General features: G+C 45.7%; 16 protein-coding genes. 8 read left to right on the forward strand and 8 right to left on the reverse strand.

All coding sequences use genetic code 11. The features are described from left to right. Window positions 1-12 precede the first annotated feature (12 nt). From ACLSSO_RS02140 to ACLSSO_RS02170, 7 genes are all read right to left on the reverse strand, one after another. A complete protein-coding gene (locus ACLSSO_RS02140; protein WP_295900115.1) occupies window positions 13-297 on the reverse strand; it encodes a DUF167 domain-containing protein in 285 nt (94 codons plus the stop codon). A gap of 14 nt (window positions 298-311) precedes the next feature. Next, entirely contained in the window at window positions 312-860 is a 549-nt protein-coding gene (locus ACLSSO_RS02145; RefSeq protein WP_340590093.1) for a DivIVA domain-containing protein, read from the reverse strand. A 61-nt stretch (window positions 861-921) separates the two neighbouring features. Beyond that, entirely contained in the window at window positions 922-1,749 is an 828-nt protein-coding gene (locus ACLSSO_RS02150) for a pyrroline-5-carboxylate reductase family protein (RefSeq protein WP_295900113.1), read from the reverse strand. Between the two features lie 45 nt (window positions 1,750-1,794). Next, the gene (locus ACLSSO_RS02155; RefSeq protein WP_413943918.1) at window positions 1,795-2,454 is read right to left on the reverse strand and encodes a YggS family pyridoxal phosphate-dependent enzyme; all 660 of its coding nucleotides are present in this window, start codon (window positions 2,452-2,454) and stop codon (window positions 1,795-1,797) included. A gap of 21 nt (window positions 2,455-2,475) precedes the next feature. Next, the gene (locus tag ACLSSO_RS02160) at window positions 2,476-3,315 is read right to left on the reverse strand and encodes a S1 family peptidase (RefSeq protein WP_413943919.1); all 840 of its coding nucleotides are present in this window, start codon (window positions 3,313-3,315) and stop codon (window positions 2,476-2,478) included. A 52-nt stretch (window positions 3,316-3,367) separates the two neighbouring features. Continuing rightward, window positions 3,368-5,356, reverse strand: a complete 1,989-nt coding sequence (locus tag ACLSSO_RS02165) for a hypothetical protein (protein ID WP_413943920.1) — start codon at window positions 5,354-5,356, stop codon at window positions 3,368-3,370. 84 nt (window positions 5,357-5,440) lie between these two features. Continuing rightward, entirely contained in the window at window positions 5,441-6,022 is a 582-nt protein-coding gene (locus ACLSSO_RS02170) for a Maf family protein (RefSeq protein WP_413943921.1), read from the reverse strand. Between the two features lie 29 nt (window positions 6,023-6,051). On the opposite strand from ACLSSO_RS02170, the gene ACLSSO_RS02175 reads away from it, so the two are divergent. The 6 genes from ACLSSO_RS02175 to ACLSSO_RS02200 are packed head-to-tail and all read left to right on the forward strand — an operon-like array spanning window position 6,052 to window position 12,872. Further along, window positions 6,052-6,960 (forward strand): type II secretion system F family protein, encoded by a 909-nt coding sequence (locus ACLSSO_RS02175; RefSeq protein WP_295900108.1) that lies wholly within the window; start codon window positions 6,052-6,054, stop codon window positions 6,958-6,960. Next, complete coding sequence (locus ACLSSO_RS02180) at window positions 6,960-7,307, forward strand: DUF192 domain-containing protein (protein WP_413943922.1); 348 nt, start codon at window positions 6,960-6,962, stop codon at window positions 7,305-7,307. The genes ACLSSO_RS02175 and ACLSSO_RS02180 overlap by 1 nt, the downstream gene beginning before the upstream one ends. Further along, window positions 7,294-8,967, forward strand: coding sequence for an FHA domain-containing protein (locus tag ACLSSO_RS02185; protein WP_413943923.1), 1,674 nt, complete (start codon window positions 7,294-7,296; stop codon window positions 8,965-8,967). Before ACLSSO_RS02180 ends, ACLSSO_RS02185 begins: the two co-directional genes overlap by 14 nt. Next, window positions 8,967-10,160, forward strand: a complete 1,194-nt coding sequence (locus ACLSSO_RS02190) for an FHA domain-containing protein (RefSeq protein WP_295900105.1) — start codon at window positions 8,967-8,969, stop codon at window positions 10,158-10,160. Before ACLSSO_RS02185 ends, ACLSSO_RS02190 begins: the two co-directional genes overlap by 1 nt. Beyond that, window positions 10,160-12,187: an FHA domain-containing protein gene (locus tag ACLSSO_RS02195; protein ID WP_413943924.1), complete on the forward strand. Its 2,028-nt coding sequence runs from the start codon at window positions 10,160-10,162 to the stop codon at window positions 12,185-12,187. Before ACLSSO_RS02190 ends, ACLSSO_RS02195 begins: the two co-directional genes overlap by 1 nt. Before the next feature lies 1 nt (window position 12,188). Further along, a complete protein-coding gene (locus ACLSSO_RS02200) occupies window positions 12,189-12,872 on the forward strand; it encodes a hypothetical protein (protein ID WP_413943925.1) in 684 nt (227 codons plus the stop codon). A gap of 5 nt (window positions 12,873-12,877) precedes the next feature. Here the strand turns inward: ACLSSO_RS02200 and ACLSSO_RS02205 are convergent, their stop codons facing one another. Beyond that, a complete protein-coding gene (locus ACLSSO_RS02205; RefSeq protein WP_413943926.1) occupies window positions 12,878-14,605 on the reverse strand; it encodes a sulfatase-like hydrolase/transferase in 1,728 nt (575 codons plus the stop codon). A 158-nt stretch (window positions 14,606-14,763) separates the two neighbouring features. Here ACLSSO_RS02205 and ACLSSO_RS02210 point away from each other — a divergent pair, with 158 nt between their 5' ends. Beyond that, window positions 14,764-15,393: a MotA/TolQ/ExbB proton channel family protein gene (locus ACLSSO_RS02210; protein WP_295900101.1), complete on the forward strand. Its 630-nt coding sequence runs from the start codon at window positions 14,764-14,766 to the stop codon at window positions 15,391-15,393. 3 nt (window positions 15,394-15,396) lie between these two features. Continuing rightward, window positions 15,397-15,804 carry an ExbD/TolR family protein gene (locus ACLSSO_RS02215; RefSeq protein WP_295900100.1) on the forward strand — a complete coding sequence of 136 codons (408 nt, stop codon included), beginning with the start codon at window positions 15,397-15,399 and terminating at the stop codon, window positions 15,802-15,804. Window positions 15,805-15,827: the final 23 nt, after the last annotated feature.

Genomic DNA, 15,827 nt, shown 5'->3' on the forward strand with positions numbered 1-15,827 from the left:
GCGGCTCTTTTTTTATGTCAGCTTTAATAATTCTTTTGCTCGAGATTCTTCAACGCCTAAAAGATCCACCGTTTTGTGGCGACCGGTATCGCCTTTCACCAAAACGACACTGCGCTTAGGAATATCAAAATAATCAGAGAGGAATTCGATCAGGCCTTCGTTGGCGCGGCCGTCAATCGGCGGAGCGGTGATTTTTATTTTAAGTTCACCGTTGTGAGGGCCCACAACTTCGTTTTTTGAGGATTTCGGCTGAATAAAAAGGTGGAGTCGAACTCCACCTTTTATTGATTCAATCATAGTCTTTTCGGCAATTATTCTGCAGAAAGAGGAGACACGTTCGAAGAGCGGGCTGGAGTCGCGCCGTTGCCATTTCCATTCACGATATTGTGACCAGGAAGTTGCATTTGCGGCATATACTTTTCACCTTGCTCTAGCAAAGATAAATGAGCTTGCGCCAGGGCTTTCAAGTTCGCTTCAAATTGCATGCGAGCACGCTTAAGCTCCGTCACTTCTTGATACATTTTTTTCAGTGAATCGCGAGAGTCACGAGTGATGATTTCAGCTTTTTGTTGAGCATCGGCGATGATCAACTTTGCTTCGCGGTCGGCATCCTGGCGAAGACGTTCCGCCATTTGCGTTGCCGTTGCGATAGTTTCTTTTAGAACTTGATCGCGTTCTTTATATTCCATCAAAGAAAGTTCCTTTTCTCGGATGGCTTCCTTTAAAGAATTTCTTTCTTGGATCAAAGATTCCATTTGAGAGGCAATCTGCTGGAGGAAGTCCATAACCTCGTCAGCATCGAGTCCCATCATCTTTTTACCAAAAGACTTGTGAGCAATATCGATAGGAGTAATTCTCATCTTGTTCCTCCTTGAACAATAATGATTTAAGGATAAAGGCCGAGTCTGTATCAGCGCAAGATTATTTGATTTCCCGGGCCATTTCTTTGTTTCTCATCGCAGCCTTTTCAAAGCTAATGCGAAGAGCGCGCTCAATTTCCAGTTCGCGCATGGACTGAAGTCCAGCTGCCGTGACACCTTTTTTAGAAGTGACGCGAGCTTGCAGGTCCTCAACCCCTTCGCGGGCCTGGGCGGCTAACAAAGAAGCGCCGACAAATGTTTCAATCGTCATCATGCGGGCTTCTTCAACAGAAAATCCATGTTCTTCAATCCAGTCCTGCCAGTACATCATCATCTCAAAGACGAAGCCTGTACCGCTAGAGCAAGACACCATCAAAGCTTCAAACTGATCTTCATCGTGAACTTTAATGACTCTTCCCAGAGGAGCAAACAGATCTTCCACTGTGCTTTCTAAAGCGCCATCATCATCGTCATTTAAAAGATATCCGATCACTCCGCGCCCAATTAAGGACGGGGTGTTGGGCATGACACGGGAAAGGCGAGCACCTTGAATATAGCGCTCTAATTTTTCCATGCGAATACCTGCAGCAACACTGATGACAATTTTATTGGCGTCAAAGGCGCGTGTCACAGGCTCAAGAGCATTGAGCAAATCCTGAGGTTTCACTGCCAAAATGATGATGTCACATTTGTCGATCAATTCTTCATTGCTAGACTCTGGATTGATTTTAAAAGTCTCTGCCAGTCTTTGCAGTTTTCCTTCAGAGCGATTTGTCGCGAAGATATTTTTAGCTGGAATGCCGCCTTCGATAAGGCCTCTGATCATGGCTTGGGCCATGTTGCCCGCACCCAAAAAACCGATTTTTTGCGTTTTCAACAATGGGTTCATAATTCTCCGAACGCACTACAAGTACGTCATGTACTTGGTTTTATCTTACAGTTTGGCGGGGCGTTCGCCAAATAAAATAGTCCCAAGACGCACAATGGTTGCACCTTCTTCCACGGCCACTTTAAAATCATGACTTGTGCCCATTGACAGCTCCGTGAGCGGATGGCGCTTTAAATCAGTCTTAGAGCGAAGTTCGGTCAGCAATTGACGGAGCTCTCTAAAATAAAGACGCACTTCCGCCCCTGTTTCGGTTAATGGAGGCATCGTCATCAGACCCATTATATTTAAACGAGGAAGTTCCGCGAGAGTTTGCCAAGACTTAAGCAGGCTTTCTTTGTCAAAACCGCCTTTGGTTTCTTCTTCCGCCAGATTGACCTGAATCAAAATATTCTGTGTGACGTTTTTATTTTCACATTGGCGGCTCAATGTTTCCGCAAGCGCCAGGGAATCCACAGAGTGAATCAGGACGAACTTCCCAACAACAAGTTTGGCTTTGTTTTTTTGTAAACTGCCAATCAAGTGCCACTGGATATCCACAAGATCTTGCAGGTGATCTATTTTCTCCAAAGCTTCTTGAACGTAGTTTTCTCCAAAAAGTCTTTGGCCCTCATGGTAGAGAGAACGGATTTTGGATTCAGGTTGAAGCTTTGAAACAGCAAGAATTTTTGCAGGAGCACATTCTTGTGTGAGTGTTTGCAGATTCATGCTTTGAATCTAGCATGACCCTTATTGCAGGGTCACGAATTTTGGTGCTTCGCCTTTAAGCTGTGCTGTGGCTTTTAAAATAAAAGATTTAAATTTCGAAGCGTAAGTGTACTCGCCATAGTGACGGCAGTCCTGAGCTTGATCGTGCGGTCCGCGAGTGACGCCGACCACAACAAGTCCTTTTGCAGTTTCAATAAAGGCCGGACCTCCAGAGTCCCCACTGCAAGCGCCTTGATTGTTTGTTTGATCCGTCACTAAAATCGCATCCACGATTTTTGCCAAAGGCACGTGAACGTAATTTAAACCAGTGGCATACACCGGCACATTAAGTTCATTTTCTAAACCATAACCTGCCAGCAACAAAGACTGACCGTCTTGAAGATTTGTCTTGGGATCAAGAATGGGAACTGGAATTGCCGAGGCCGGAGCTTCATCAGCAAGGCGAAGAACCGCGACATCATTCACACCCGTAACGGGAACGTTGTTTTGATCTTCAATCAATTTGTAACGAGGATGAGTGACCCAGCCTGCAACTTTCAGAAATTTGCTGCGATCGAAAACCTCCGGAAGTTTTTCGCCGATGTACACAGCCATAATACCTTCGCCTAAGTTTTCCAGACAGTGAGTCGCAGTTAACACCATGTTTTTAGAAATCAAAGTTCCCGTGCAAAGGGAAAGAGGTTTTCCTTGGTACTCCATCAAAAAAGAAACCGTGGAGTGAGTTACCAAGTCTTTCACGGTTGCGGCGGTTCCGCCAATGATGGCGCTGTTGCTTTCAGAAATATTCAAATTTCCAGTTTCATTTTTTGCGCAAGCTGAAACAAACAATAAAACTGTTAATAGAAGACTGATTTTATTCACGGGGACCCCCAGGAGTGATTCTGGGGTTTAGTGGACCTTCAAGGGCTTGTCATCAATAAAAATTGAAATGAAAAATACGGTCGAAAGAACCTGATCCATAGATTCCGTGTGAGGTCCAAACTATCTGGGACGGAGTGAGATCCGAAGGAAGGCTGATGCGCGTGGTGATTTTAAAGGTCTCTGGATCGATAATCACTAATTTGTATTCTGCGGTCATCATGGCCGTGAGAGTCAGAGCAGTTGCGAGGAACTTTCCGTTAGAGAGCATTTGCATGTTTTCAGGGATAAGAAGATAAACTCCGCCGCTAGAGTAGTCGCTCATCGTCATAAGTGTTACCGTGTTGCCGTTAAAGTCGTACCGGAGTGTTGAATAAGTTGATGTGTCTAAAAAATATAAATAAGAACCGACAACTTTGAAATATCCTGCTCCGGAGACTCCGAAAACAGGGAGCGGGTCCGTGAAATCAATAGTTCGTGTGACCACTCCAGAAAGACTGACGCCAACTAAATAAGATGAATTGGCAAAGGTGACCGGATCAGAATCTCCCGCTTTAAACCAAAGCACATCTTTATTATCAATTCCGATAAAGACAGCGTGCATTCGATAGGGCCAATGCAGACTGACAGAGGCGGAAGGCGTGCCTGTTTTACTAAAACCCTGCAGCGTGAGAGTGTAATCGTCAAAAGCATTTTGTTTCCAACCGATATTCATGATTTGCCCTTGAGACGTTAGAGTCGCAGCCGTTCCGAATGCAGGCGTGATATCTGGATGAGCAATTGAAAAATTTTGGAGAAGAGATGTTCCGTCTGCAGAAAAGACCTGTATCCGACGGTTGCCGCCATCGTTGATATAGATATTTTCCAGTTCGTCAGTAAGTAGAACTCCGGCGGCAGAATTTGTACTTAAATTAAACTCTCCGGGTGCGGAGCTTTGAGAAGAAAGATTTTCCGAATACACATAAGAAGTTCCGTTAAAAATATATCTTTCGCGAACGCGAGTGTAGTTATTGTAGAGATCTAAAAGAGTTCCGTCAGAACTGACCTCCACATTATTACTATAATGGATAGGATGAGCGACCGAAGTTAAAACTTGGCGAACCACGGAACCATTGGGAGAAGAGAAAACATGCACTCCGACTGTGGGGCCGCCGCCTGTTGAAACGAAGTCTCCAAGATCGGTGATATACAGTCGTCCTGTGGAATCAAAATTCAAACCGCCGATACGAGTGACAGAGGGAAACGTGAGTGTGTCGATGTAGTTGCCGTTTTCATCAAAGTGGAAAATATGAAGATCATCTTGGTAGGAGCCCGCGTAGATATCTTTTGTAACGGGTGATTGCGCCAGAAAAGAGTAAACGTGATTCTGCGCAAGACCGTAGGATTTTAAATAAGTTCGGTTTAAGTCATAGACCAGCATTTCATTGTTTAAATTTGTGCCCGAGGTTCCGCCGGATAAATAATTTGCGGGGACGTGAATTTCTTCGCTGTGATCTGACTTTTTAACAATCAAAACATCATTGGAAGCGGCGGGCGGAAGAGGATGGGGAGAGGTGCTCGAGATGATGGCTTGCTGAATGGAGCCATCGGCGGAAATTTTATAAATTTGCCCATCGCACGTGGGGTTTGACATCGACAACAAAAAATAATCTCCATTGGAGCTTCGTCCAACCTGAGCCAATCCTTGAATGCAGTAAAGGATGGTGGGAGAAAAAGGAATATGGGAAAGACCCGTTCCTTGAGTGTCGTAAACATCAATGCCGTCCATATTTGCATAGTGCAGTTGATTTTGATCGTCGAAGTTGAAGCTGTGATAAGAGGCTGCCACCGTGAAGTTATCAACGCGAATCCATTTGTTTTTGCCGAGAGTTTTTGTCAGAGCTAAATTCAAATCACCTAAAGGAATTTCGAAATGCGGAGCCTGAATACTCGGCGACTCTTTTTCGGTGGAACCAAAAAAAGTAGCCGTCACCGATCCGCATCCTGTGAGGAGCAGGGTATGGCCAAAAAGAAGAATACTTGCCATAGTCCGAGAAACGTTCATGTCTCTCTTGTCGGACTAATGTATAAACTTGTTCATGGTTTTATAAAATCTTACAGAAATGATAGGGACTTAGTGAACGCGTTCTCACTTTGAGATTTCAGAAAGCATTTTGCGAACCAAATCGATTGGTAGACCCACAACATTATCAAAAGGTCCCTCAATACGATCGACGAATTTTCCTCCGCCGCCTTGAATTCCGTAAGCACCCGCTTTGTCCATCGGTTCACCGGTATCAATGTAGGTCCAGATTTCTTCGTCCGTCAGATTTTTGAAATAGATTTGTGTGATCTCAAATTGAGACAGCTCTTTCTGAGTTTCACTATCGATAATGCAAACGGCAGTGATGACTTCGTGAAAGTGCCCCGACAATAGTCGTAAAATTCGATAGGCATCGTCACGATCTTGCGGTTTTCCGAGTGGCCCCCCGCCAAAGATCACCTCCGTGTCTGCCGCCAGCACTGTGAAAGAGTTCGTTCTACCAGACTTTAGTACCCGAAAAGCCTCTCTGGCTTTACGTCTAGCAATATCTAAAATCTGATCGTTTACATTCAGGTTTTTGTTAGGAATTTCCGATACTTTAACTGGAACCACGTCAAAGCTAAAACCCGCTTCTTTAAGAAGGGCACGGCGACGTGGCGATTCTGATGCCAAAACAAGTGGTGTCATGAATGGTACTTGAACACAAAGAGGCGAAAATGGGAAGCGCAGAATTAATGCTGATTCTTGGACTGCTACTCGCAGGAGTGGCGGTATTCCTATTCGTAAATTCCATCTTTGCGAGTAATGCGGACAAACAACAACTTTCATGGGCGAACAATGATGAGCCTGTGAAATCTAAAAATGCCGTGATCAATTTCTCTCGTCCGTTGGTGCATCAATTCACTTTGCAGCACGCTTTAAGAATTCGCAGTGAAGGTTATCGTAAACGTGTGCGCAAATATATTTTAACTTCCGGCCTTTCCCAAGAGTTGAATGAAGATGAGTTCATCGGTTTGCAACTTCTGTGGGGCGTGATGTTCCCGATCTTCTTACTCATCATGAACTTCTCTTTGCAGTTGGGACTTCCGACGTTGATGGTTCTGGGAATGGGATTGATTGGATTTTATCTTCCACAGATTCACGCCAAAGGTGAAAAGAAACGTCGTGAACTTTCCGTCAGAACAGATTTGCCGTTCTTTATCGATCTTCTGGCGCTGTCAGTGGAAGCAGGTTTGGATTTCTTCTCGGCGATTCAAAAGATTGTGGATAAAGCGCAAGGCACTGACAGTGTTTTGGCGGATGAGTTGGGAACCGTTTTAAAAGACATCAAAATCGGTGCTTCCAAAGCGCAGGCATTAAAAGACATGGCTGAGCGTTTGGATATGAACGAGATGACGAGCTTTGTGGCCGTGCTCGTTGATGCGGAAGCAACGGGTGCGAGTATTTCGCAAGTTTTGAAAGATCAATCCGTGCAAATGCGTTTGGAAAGATTCGTACGTGCGGAAAAGGCCGGTGCGAAAGCATCGCAAACAATTTTGATTCCGTTGATGATTTTTATTTTACCAGCCGTTTTTATTATCGTGTTTGGACCGGTGGCCGTGTCCTTCATGTATGGGAAAAAGTAATGACAGCATTGATGAGTAAAACAACAAATCAAACTTTGGTACCGCAGTTGGAAGTGGCAAAAACTTTCTGGACTCGCGGCAAAGGTTTATTGGGAAGAGAGTCTCTTGCCAGTAACGAGGCGTTGTGGATTCACCATTGCAATAGCATTCATACGTTTTTTATGAAATTTCCAATTGATTGTGTGTTTGTAGATAAAAACCTCAAGGTGAAAGCCGTTTATCAGGACGTGCGCCCTTGGCGATTGGTTCTTCCTGTATGGGGAGCTGCTTCCGTGATTGAAATGTCTTCTGGATCGATCAGCAGATTGAATGTCAGCGTAGGAGATCAACTTTATGTGGGCGCTTAGAATTTTGACAGGCCCGCAAGCGGGAACCATCATCGAACTGAAAATGGGGAAGAACGTCATCGGTCGTGCCCCTCAGTGCGATATTAAATTGCTCAGTCCCGGTGTTTCCAAAGAACACACCGAGGTGGCGGTCTTTAAAGAAAAAATTGTGATCACGGATTTAAAATCCAGCAACGGGACTTACCTCAACGGTATCCGCATTCAAAACGGCATTATGCGTTTGGGTGATAAGCTCGGAATTCATGACGTTCTTGTCGATGTGATTCCAGCTCCTGAGGCGCGTCCTCAAGCTCCGCGGGCCGGCACAAGCACGGGAGTTCCTGCACCTATGCCTTACTATGGTGGTGGGGCTGCTCCGCAGATGCCACAACAAATGCCGATGGGAATGCCTCAACATCAAGGTATGCCGCAGGGAATGCCACAACCGATGGCAGGTGGTATGGCGGGAGCCGCAGCTCCAACGCCAGCTCCGGCTTATCAACAAGGTGGTTTCAAAGGTTTGATGGACAAGGCCCACGACTATTTAGATCGAGTGGCTCTTCCAGGCGTGTATAAGCTTCCACAATTCATGGAACTTAAAATGGTTCTGCTGGGTTTTGTGGTGCTCTTTATTTTCGCAACGACATTGTTGTCGATGATTCCCATGGTGCAAATCACCAGAGCGAGTATCATCAATGAAAGTAAACGTCGTGCGGCTTCTATTGCGAGAACCGTGGCGACAATCAACCAAGCCGCTCTTTTGCAAAATAGTTATTCGTCATTAAGCACGAATGCCGCCGAAGCAGAAGACGGTGTGAAACAAGTTTTGATCGTGCAACAATCTGACGGAATGATCTTGGCTCCGGCTTCGCGTGCGGGGACCACTCCCGATCTTCCATTCGTGCACTCTGCCCGCAGAGAAATGCGCCCGCAATCTGTCGAGGTGGATTCATCCACGATTGGAGCTAGCTTCCCTATTGGTCTTTTTGATCCGAACACAGGTGAGCAATCCGTGAAGGCGCATGCGATTGTTTTGTATGACATCGGAAGCCTGGCCTTCGATGATGGTCGCGCGATCAGTTTGTTCATGCAAACGTTGGTCATCGCCTCTTTGCTTGGTCTTTTGATTTACTTCTTTATGTATAAGCTTATCGAGTATCCGATTGTCACTCTCAATGCGCAGTTAGATGCGGCGATGAGAGAAAAGAAAGACAATACGGAAGTGAACTTTATGTTCCCGCCGCTGCAAGCATTGATTGGCAATATCAACAGTCTTCTAACTCGTTATATTAACGGTGAAGCAGACGGTGGTGGTCCGGGTGCGAGTGGATTTGTGAACAAAGACGGAGAAGCTGAAAATCTGGTTCAGATCGTGGGCTTCCCTTGTATCACGATTTCTCGCGAAGGACGTATCATTGCATGCAATGCTGCGTTTAGTTCCGTGGCACGCACGGATATGGCACAGCTTCAAGGTCAGCTCTTTAAGGCGATTCCCGATGTGGCGTTACAACAAAACATCGAGGGGCTTTTGGTAAAGACCCGCGAAAACCCTCGCGCGATTCATACGGATCAGCTCGAGTTCAGTGGGCATTTGTGTATTTTAAGCTGTCAGGCTTTTTCATCAGGACAAGAAGTGGATTATTTTATCGTGACAGTGTCGCCAGTTGAGGGAGGCTCGTAATGAGTGCGGCTCCGCAAGTGAAGGACGCTTTAAAGTTTGATATCGAAGTTGTGAAAGGACCGCATATAGGTCTGAAAGCGACTTTTTCAAAGGCTTCGGTCTCTATTGGCCGTGGTCCTGAGAATGATATCGTGCTTTCCGGTGATCCACGGGCGAGTCGTCAGCATGCGGAAATCAAACAGCGTGGTCCAACGGAATTTGTGATCGTCAATTTGAGTTCTAAGAACTTTATTTTGGTCAATGGCCAAAACGTTCAATCCGAAATTTTAAACAACGATTCGGTGATTCAAATTGGTGATACAGAAATGCGTATCCACGTCGAAGTGCCGGCTCCTGCAGTGACTCCTGTGTCTCCGCAGACGACGCCTTCCATGCCGTCGATGACTCCAGGTGGTTTGCAAGGGCTGGGTAATGCCATGCCAATGTCAACGCCGGCACCGACGCAGAATTCAAATCCAAATCCGACGCCAAATTTCCCAAAACCAATGCCATCGCAAGCACCGGCTTATCAACAACCTCGCCCGATGCCAGCGATGCCAAATCCATCCATGCCTCCGGCACAACCGATGAATTATGGTGGATATCAACCGCCTCCAGGTTCTCCTCCGGGAATGTCACCGATGGGAGCAGCTAGCGGTGGCGGGCTTTTGCAAAATCCAAAAGCGCGTTTTTATGGCATCGTCGCTATTGTCGGGTTGCTGGCGTGGTATGTTTTGTCTTCGCCATCTTCAAAAAACAACAAAGATCCGAATGCGATTCGTACTTCGGTGATTACAATGCAAGACGTGGCCGATGCGGAGAAGCGTTCGCAAGAGCTTTTGACGGTGAAAAAAGAAAAATATGACTCTATTCAGTATCGTCGTGCTCAAGAGAACTTTATTAAAGGTTTCCGCGACTTCCAGCAGGGCCAATATGCAAGAGCCCGTGAAGCTTTTCAAGTGGTGCTGAATCTGGACCCTGACAACGAGTTGGCAAAGCGCTATTATCATTTATCGAAGATTAAGTTTGATGAGCTTGTGAAATTCAACATGATTCAAGGCAACCGTTACAGAGAAAAGAAAAACTGGAGAATGTGTCAGTCGAATTATTCGAATGTGATGACCATGCTTCAAAATCGCAAAGATGACCCGAGTTATAAAGAAGCAAAACAATTCTATGAAGAGTGTACTTTGAATTTGGAGGGTAGATACTAATGGCCCGCCTCCGAGTCCGCCTTCGTGGTAAACCCGTCTATGACATCACTCTTTCTGAAGATCGTTCCTATGTGGCAGGTCGCAAAGAAGACTGTGATATCGTTTTGCAACCGGAAAAAGGAATTTCGCGTGAACACTTCAAGGTTTCATTCACCAACGGTGCCTGGAATGTGGAAGTGGTGTCCCGCTATGGTGAAGTGATCTATAACGGTGAGCAAGTGCAACAGTTTACGCTGGAGCATGGCAGCCAGTTTTCAATTCCACCGTATGAATTTGATTATTTAAATACTTCAGATGAAGTTCCTGTTTCAGCAGAAGCTCATGCAGGTTCATCAAATCTTCCGGCCGTTACAGGCATTCATGCCGGTGGTGGTGAAGAGTTTGACGGCAGCGAAGAAAAAACCGTGATTGGTGTAGCGCCGACAGCGGCTTACATCAAAATCGTTGATGCACAAAATGAAACGAAAGAGATGCTTCGTCTTGATGCCGGAGATTCTTGGGTCGCAGGCCGTGATCCTTCCTGCCATATTCAAATCCGCGATCAGCGCGTGAGCCGTCGTCAGTTTGAGGTTCGCAGGGCCGGTTCCCAATACATGATTATTGATTTGGGAAGTGTCAACGGAACTCTTTTGAATGGCAATCCGATTTCCTCCACAGACCCGACACCGCTAAAAAGTGGTGATGCGATCAGTGTGCTCACGAACTATTTATATTTTGAACTGCACGATGCGAGCTTCCAAAGCCGCCTTGAAATGGTGAATGTGCCGCCGCCAAACCCCTTGGTGCCTATGGGCTCTGATTCTGTGCCGATGGAATATCAGCAGCAATCACACGAGTTGATGGCTTATCAAGGTGGTATGGCGCCAATGCCATATCAACCTCAGCAAATGCAATACCCGATGCAAGGAGCTCCAGGCCAGATGCCAGCTCCTTCTGGAAAGTTTGATTTTCAAAAAAACCGTCCAAAGATCATTATCGGTGCTGTGGCCTTGTTGGTTGTGGCGTATCTCTTTAGCGGTGGAGAAAAAACAGCTCCTCCGGCGCCGAAGCCAGGGACTGCGGGACCAGGTTCTCCGCTGGAAGCCTTTAATAAATTAAAGCCAGAACAGCAGGCGTTAGTTCGTCAGCGTTATAAGGATGCTAAAAATCTTTATATGCAGGGAAAATATCAGTTAGCTCAAGACGAAATCGTCAAGATTCAGGAATTGGTTCCTGATTACGAAGACATTCGCGAAATCGAACGTCTTTCAAAAGAAGCGATCTTCATTCAAGAGCAGCAACGCCGCCAAGAGCAGATTGAAAAGGCGAAGTTAGAAACTGAAGAAAAAATTCAAAAACAAACGGCGGAATGCCAAAAGAAAATCAATCCCAACATCACGATGTCGGAGATGGAAGATTGTTTAAGTCCGGTCTTGCAATTCAATCCGGAGCATCCGCGCATTGTCGATTTGAAATCGCAAGTGGAAATCATTACGACTCAGCGTGAAGCCAAAGCTGTGGAAAAAGCCGCTTATCAATCGCAGGTCGCAAAAATGCGAGCCCTTTACGATAAGGCCCAGCAAGTGCATAAAAAGGGCAAACCTTTGGATGCGATTGCCGCTTATGAAAAAGTGATCGAGTCCAGACTGCCAGATCCAAATGGATTTAAAGGCCAGTCACAAAGAAACATTGCTTCGATTCGTCAGATGATGAATTCAAAAACGGCAAGCTTGCAAGCGGAAGCGGATAAGTTTTATCAAGCGCAAAACTTAAAAGGTGCCATTTTATCTTTAAGAAAAGCGCGCGTGATGGACCCAACGAATCCGGATCTGCCTGAAAAAATTGAACGCTACATGGTCGAACTTCGTAAGAGCATGATGACAATCTATCAAGAGGGCATCTTGGAAGAAAGTTTCGGTAACGTTGATGGTGGCGAATCTAAAGCGGGTGCCAAAGATAAGTGGAGAAAGATCCTTGAGCTCGACGTTCCAGATGGCGAATACTACAAAAAAGCCTACATCAAGTTGAAAAAATACGGGGCGCTCTAAGATGAAATTGCAAGAAAGATCCTACAGCACAAAAATCATTCGCCCGAAACCCTTGATTCATCAGGAAGATGACGGTTCATTGATCGTCATTGCGACATCTTGGGGACAACCTGAGCATGCACAAAGAGCTTTGGATGAAGTGGTGAAATATGTCAGTGCTGCGAAGTCTGATGTGGAAGTGACTTCTCCGTTTGAGTTTTTGACGTGTCTTTCAGATGAAGTAAATTATGTGAGAACAGGAATCCTGATCGCTAACGATATTCTTTATCGCGGTGAAAACAAGATGGAATATTTTTCGGGCGTCGAACTTTTGGCTCTCTTTAAAAGAGGCACGCAAGTCGCTTGGGCCCAAGTGGGAAGTCCTAGTTTATTTATCCAAAGACAAAATCAAAGCCTGCAACCTCTTTCCATAGGTTTAGATCTTTCCTCCGAATTGCGAGGCGATGAAACTTTACCGCCTTTGCCGTCTCAACTTTTAGGTTTAGATCCGACTTGTTACGTGCAATGCGGTCACACACATGTCGATGACAATGATCAACTGGTGCTTCTTGCTAGCACGGCGATCGCTTCTTCTCTTTGGGGAAAAGACCCGAAAGAAACGGAGCTTTCGAAAATCACAAATCGTATGATTCAGGATTCTCCCGAAGCTCCCTTTTGGTTGGGGCTTGTCGAAATCTCAGACTAATAATTCTAAAGCTCTTCGCTTTGAATTGATTTATAAACTTGAGCGCGAATTCTTGTGTATTCAGGAAGACTTAAAGCCAATTCTGTGCGCGAAGGGGCAAACACATTGTCGCGGGACGTATCCCAAATCAGGCCCGCCGCAATATTCGCTCTTTGGATCTGTTGATCGAGCATGTAGTTTTTAAAAGAACGCTCAAAGCGTTTCCTTTGCGCTTCTTTTGAAAGTCCACGTTCTTCAGCGCGAACCCAATCGACAAATTCTAAGAACAGTGGGTCGCCGCAGTTTTTTAATTGTTCTGTTTCAAGAACTCCAGAAAGCAAATAGAAGCAAGAATCACTGAGTTTTGCCACTTTACCATTGAGATTTTTTTCACCGACATACTGCCATACAGAAACTCTGTTTTTGGTTCCCAGTTGTTTCAGTGTCTCCCAGTCTTTTTGGTTTAATGCGATTTGCGCCGTCCAATTAAGAATATCCAAGCTGCGCGGTTGAGCAGTCATCAGACGTTTGAGGTCCTTTAAAAGGAAAGATTCTTGATCCGTTCTCATCCAACGAGCAAACGGAATGCTAAGTTTTGCGGTCCACTCAGGATCCAAAGGTGTAAAAGTTGGAAACTGATTTTTATGCATCAAGTTTTGCAACTTTTGAGTCGTCGGTAAAATGCTCTCTTGCAGAAGAGGCAGAGGGTTGACTTCAAAACGATCTACCAATGTGTTGTAAAGGAGAGGCTTTTCATCGTTGATATAAAGTACATGACTTGAAATCCCCGCCGTGCGCAGCGGGCCCGCTTTTCTCCACAAAGCCCAGCCGGATTCAAGAAGCATCGGGCGATCTTCCGGACTTGTGGAATTCGGATTTTTTAAAACATCCAACAAAGAGTGTGAGGGAAACGAGGAAGTCCCATTTTCCACAATGCTTTCCCCAAGAAGTTCATAAAGAGTGCGACCGACATCCACGAGACTGACATTTTGATCGACTTTCCAATGAATTGCTTCGTCGCGTTTTTTCTTTTGTGAAGGTTTGATAAACAAAGCCACTTGTGTGTTTTCACCGTGTAAGTTCAAAGGTGAAAGTTCGCGGTAGCGATCGTTGGAAGTATGGCCATTTAAACCGACTAAAATCACCGTGGTTTGGTCCCAGCGATTGGATTGTTTGAGGCTTTGAAAGAGTTCAAAAAAACTTTCATCAAGCTCATCCATTTGGCTTTCAAAACTGAGGTTGCGAGTTTCGCCCAGATCTGTTGTCGTTTCCGTCGTCGTAAAAAGAAGATCCGGAACGTAGATCACGCTAAAGAACGCATCATTTCCCACATCTTGTTTTAACCACTGTAAAAAAGCTTCTGAGTTCTTTTTGAAGGGACGAAACAAACTTGTGAAGCTGGGAATGATGTTGTCATCAAAGAGCTCAAACCCTTGATTGAGTCCTGAACGGCGAAATACCGGCGCTCCGCCAGAAAAAAAACTGGTACGATAGTCCTGCTTTAGCGCCACTTCAGAAACCAATTCCAGTTCCGCTGCGAGTCCAGGTCCAGAGTTGTGTCTTACTTTGTGTTGGTAAGGATAAAGACCCGTCATTAACGACGACAAGGCAGGTACGGCAAGCGTTGACGGCGTGAAAGCGTGAGTGAAACGCACGGACTCATTGCAAAGCAATTGAAAACCAGACCTCTCGGATTCCTCCTGGCTGCACGTCACATCTGTCATCGTCAGTTCATCAACTGCGATGACTAGCACGGACTTCCTGTCGTTTGTCTTACAGGAGATCTGGACTAAGCTCAGTGTTGTGAGAAGAAGAGTTAAAATGATTTTCTGCATACCTTGACCAGATGTAATGGTTTTAGAGATAATGGATCAATAATTTTGCCCAGTCAAAGATTTGGAGGAAATCACCCATGCTCGCAGAAAAAATATTTACGGTAGCTCATCTGGCGGATCAAGTTGTTCTTTGGATCCTGCTTCTTCTAAGCATCATGAGCATCGGGATGATTTTGGAGCGCTACTTTGCGCTGAAGAAAGTTTCTTCTGAATCACAAAGAGTGCGTGCGCGCATTAAGCTGGCTTTGCAAAGCAACAGCTTAGAAGACGTGGAAGATCTTGCAAAAGATCCAAACTCTATCGAAGGCCGCGCTGCGGGTTACGCTTTAAAACATATGAAAGATTCGGGCAGCAAAGGTTTGGAAGAGATCTTCAATACATTTGCGCTCACAGAGCGTCCTGAGTTAGAGAAATTCTTGGGCTTCTTGGCAACGGTGGGTTCGAACGCTCCGTACGTAGGGCTTTTCGGAACGGTGTTGGGTATCATGAAAGCCTTCAACGATTTAGCAACAGCACCAGAAGCGGGACAACAAACAGTGATGGCCGGTATCTCCATGGCCCTTGTTGCAACAGCGGCAGGTCTTTTTGTGGCGATCCCAGCCGTGGCGTTCTACAACTATTACAGCAAACAAGTAAAAAGTATTTTCCAAAACCTTGAGAGCGTTAAAGAACTTTGCCTAGCTTACGCGAAGAAAAAAGGTGTGTAAAACATGGCTGCATTTGACAGTGGCAATGACAACGAGGCCATAGCGGACATCAACGTCGTTCCGCTCGTGGATATTATTCTGGTGGTGTTGATCATCTTCATGGTGACGGCACCGATGTTTATGAAACCAACAATCAACGTGAATCTGCCCAAAGCCGCCAGCGGTGACCAAACAGCTCCAAGCAAACTCAACATCGCTTTGACTGCCGACGGCCGTATTAACCTGAACGGATCTTTCGTCAATGAGGAAGACGTTCGCGTGAAGGCGACGGAAGAGGCTGGCAAGAATGCCGAAGTTCAAGCGATCATCTCGGCGGATAAAGACGTTCCGCACGGAAAAGTGGTCGGTGTCCTCGACATCGTCAAGGGTTCCGGAGTTAAAAAATTCGCAATCAGTATCGATAAAAAATAAAAAAAGCCCCTGCAAAAGGGGCT

The organism is Bdellovibrio sp. HCB-162 (assembly GCF_047344985.1).
Classification (GTDB): domain Bacteria; phylum Bdellovibrionota; class Bdellovibrionia; order Bdellovibrionales; family Bdellovibrionaceae; genus Bdellovibrio.

Bases quoted from the DNA above. Each gene is read 5' to 3' on its own strand.
- ACLSSO_RS02180 (WP_413943922.1), top strand. From the start codon at position 6,960: ATGACAGCATTGATGAGTAAAACAACAAATCAAACTTTGGTACCGCAG.
- ACLSSO_RS02210 (WP_295900101.1), top strand. From the start codon at position 14,764: ATGCTCGCAGAAAAAATATTTACGGTAGCTCATCTGGCGGATCAAGTT.
- ACLSSO_RS02200 (WP_413943925.1), top strand. From the start codon at position 12,189: ATGAAATTGCAAGAAAGATCCTACAGCACAAAAATCATTCGCCCGAAA.
- ACLSSO_RS02145 (WP_340590093.1), bottom strand. From the start codon at position 860: ATGAGAATTACTCCTATCGATATTGCTCACAAGTCTTTTGGTAAAAAG.
- ACLSSO_RS02165 (WP_413943920.1), bottom strand. From the start codon at position 5,356: ATGAACGTTTCTCGGACTATGGCAAGTATTCTTCTTTTTGGCCATACC.
- ACLSSO_RS02155 (WP_413943918.1), bottom strand. From the start codon at position 2,454: ATGAATCTGCAAACACTCACACAAGAATGTGCTCCTGCAAAAATTCTT.
- ACLSSO_RS02190 (WP_295900105.1), top strand. From the start codon at position 8,967: ATGAGTGCGGCTCCGCAAGTGAAGGACGCTTTAAAGTTTGATATCGAA.
- ACLSSO_RS02175 (WP_295900108.1), top strand. From the start codon at position 6,052: ATGGGAAGCGCAGAATTAATGCTGATTCTTGGACTGCTACTCGCAGGA.
- ACLSSO_RS02150 (WP_295900113.1), bottom strand. From the start codon at position 1,749: ATGAACCCATTGTTGAAAACGCAAAAAATCGGTTTTTTGGGTGCGGGC.
- ACLSSO_RS02215 (WP_295900100.1), top strand. From the start codon at position 15,397: ATGGCTGCATTTGACAGTGGCAATGACAACGAGGCCATAGCGGACATC.
- ACLSSO_RS02170 (WP_413943921.1), bottom strand. From the start codon at position 6,022: ATGACACCACTTGTTTTGGCATCAGAATCGCCACGTCGCCGTGCCCTT.
- ACLSSO_RS02195 (WP_413943924.1), top strand. From the start codon at position 10,160: ATGGCCCGCCTCCGAGTCCGCCTTCGTGGTAAACCCGTCTATGACATC.
- ACLSSO_RS02185 (WP_413943923.1), top strand. From the start codon at position 7,294: ATGTGGGCGCTTAGAATTTTGACAGGCCCGCAAGCGGGAACCATCATC.
- ACLSSO_RS02140 (WP_295900115.1), bottom strand. From the start codon at position 297: ATGATTGAATCAATAAAAGGTGGAGTTCGACTCCACCTTTTTATTCAG.